Origin of the sequence: Massilia pseudoviolaceinigra, from assembly GCF_030846505.1 — a bacterium.
In the GTDB taxonomy this organism is placed as follows: Bacteria; Pseudomonadota; Gammaproteobacteria; order Burkholderiales; family Burkholderiaceae_D; genus Telluria_A; species Telluria_A violaceinigra.
On the sequence record NZ_JAVCWL010000078.1, the window covers coordinates 1 to 2,478 of the forward strand.

Sequence of the window (2,478 nt, forward strand, 5' to 3'; positions counted from 1 at the left end):
TGTGCGTTCATGGAAAAATTAGTACGGTCGTTCTATTCATGCGCTAGAATAGATCTCACATAACCAGCAGGAGACAAGATGTTCGAGGAAATGATGGGGACCAAGCCGGTCTCGGAGCGCCAGAAATTCGACGTCGACGCCCTCGACGCCTATCTGCGCGCCCATGTTGAGGGCTATCCCGGCGGCCCGCTGGAAGTGGCGCAGTTCAAGGGCGGGCAGTCCAATCCCACCTTCAAGATCAGCGCCGGCGGCCAGCATTATGTGCTGCGCACCAAGCCCGGCCCGGCCGCCAAGCTGCTCCCATCCGCCCACGCCATCGAGCGCGAATTTCGCGTCATGGATGCCTTGCAAAAGGCCGGCTTTCCCGCCGCCCGCCAGTACGCGCTGTGCACCGACGAGTCGGTTATCGGCCGCGCATTTTACGTGATGGAATTCGTCGATGGCCGCGTGCTGTGGGATCAATCCCTGCCGGGCATGACGCCAGCCGAACGCGGCGCCATTTACGACGAACTGAACCGCGTCATCGCCGCTCTCCACACGGTCGACTACGCCGCCATCGGCCTGGCCGATTACGGCAAACCCGGCAATTATTTCGCGCGCCAGATCGAACGCTGGACGCGCCAGTACCAGGCCTCGGTCACGGAACCGATCGACGCCATGGACCAGCTGATCGCGTGGCTCCCGCACAATATTCCGCCGGGCGACGATACAGCCATCGTGCATGGCGACTTCCGCCTCGACAACATGATCTTCCACCCGACCGAACCGCGCATCCTCGCCGTGCTCGACTGGGAACTGTCGACCCTGGGCCACCCGGCGGCCGATTTTTCCTATCACTGCATGAGCTGGCACATTCCTCCCGGCCAGTTCCGCGGCATCGCTGGTCTCGACCTGGCAGCGCTCGGCATTCCCACCCAGGAAGCCTATATCGCCGCCTACGCGGCGCGCACCGGCAAGACCATCCGCATCGAGGATTTCAATTTTTACCTGGCCTACAATATGTTCCGCCTGGCCGGCATCATGCAAGGCATCATGAAACGCTACGTCGACGGCACCGCGTCCAGCGCGCAAGCCCTCGAAAACGGCAAGGCCGCCCGGCCCATGGCCGAACTGGGCTGGCAGTACGCCCAGCGTGCCATTTCTCTTTCCAAGGAATCCACATGAACTTCGATTACTCCGACCGCTGCAAAGAGTTGCAGGCGCGCCTGCTCGCCTTCATGGACCAGCACGTCTATCCGAACGAGACTGCCTTCAAGCAGGAAGTCGACCGCAACGGCACGCACAAGGGCAACCGCTGGATTCCGACCGAGCTGATCGAGCGGCTCAAGCCGCTGGCGCGCGAGCAGGGCTTGTGGAACCTGTTCCTGCCGAAATCGGTGCGCGCGCCGGAGGGCTTGTCGAACCTCGATTACGCGCCGCTGTGCGAGATCATGGGCCGGGTCGGCTGGGCGCCGGAAGTGTTCAATTGCGCCGCGCCCGACACCGGCAATATGGAAACCATCGAGCGCTACGGCAGCGAGGAACACAAGCGCACCTGGCTCGAACCGCTGCTGCGCGGCGAGATCCGCTCGGCCTTTGCCATGACGGAGCCGGCCGTGGCCTCGTCCGACGCGACCAATATCGAAACGCGCATCGCGCGCGACGGCGGCGACTACGTCATCAACGGACGCAAGTGGTGGATTTCGGGCGCGGGCGATCCGCGCTGCAAGATTTTCATCGTCATGGGCAAGACCGATCCGGAAGCGGCGCGCCATGCCCAGCAATCGATGATCCTGATGCCGGCCGACACGCCCGGCATCACCATCGTCCGTCCGCTGCCCGTGTTCGGTTACGACGACGCTCCGCACGGCCACTGCGAAATCCTGTTCGAGAACGTGCGCGTGCCGGCCTCCAGCCTGCTGCTGGGCGAGGGCCGCGGTTTCGAGATCGCCCAGGGCCGCCTGGGACCCGGCCGCATCCACCATTGCATGCGCGCCATCGGCGTGGCCGAGCGCGCGCTGGAACTGATGTGCCTGCGTCTGAACAGCCGCGTTGCCTTTGGCAAAAAGATTTCCGACCAGGGTGTGTGGCGCGAGCGCATCGCCGAGTCGCGCATCCAGATCGACACTGCGCGCCTGCTGACGCTCAAGACCGCGGCGCTGATGGATACGGTGGGCAACAAGCATGCCCAGGCCGAGATCGCCATGATCAAGGTGCTGGCGCCGAATGTGGCGCAGCAGGTGCTGGACTGGGCGATCCAGGCGCATGGCGCGGCCGGGGTGTCGGATGAGTTTCCGCTGGCCTACCAATGGGCCGGCAACCGCACGCTGCGCCTGGCCGACGGTCCGGACGAAGTGCACCGCAACGCCATCGCCAAGATTGAACTGGCCAAGCACATCAAGCTGGGCGAAGACCTGTCGCTGCCGATCACCCGTGCCTGACCTGCCTTGATCCTTCCGGCAATGTTTCTTAACTGGGGTCCGAGCTCTGACTAGCAAT

General features: G+C 63.7%; 2 protein-coding genes. Both read left to right on the plus strand.

From position 1 onward, the window contains the following. The first annotated feature begins 78 nt into the window (after positions 1–78). Entirely contained in the window at positions 79–1,164 is a 1,086-nt protein-coding gene (locus RBA40_RS33030; protein WP_306653108.1) for a phosphotransferase, read from the plus strand. Then, positions 1,161–2,420: an acyl-CoA dehydrogenase family protein gene (locus RBA40_RS33035; RefSeq protein ID WP_306653109.1), complete on the plus strand. Its 1,260-nt coding sequence runs from the start codon at positions 1,161–1,163 to the stop codon at positions 2,418–2,420. The genes RBA40_RS33030 and RBA40_RS33035 overlap by 4 nt, the downstream gene beginning before the upstream one ends. The last annotated feature ends 58 nt before the right edge of the window (positions 2,421–2,478 follow it).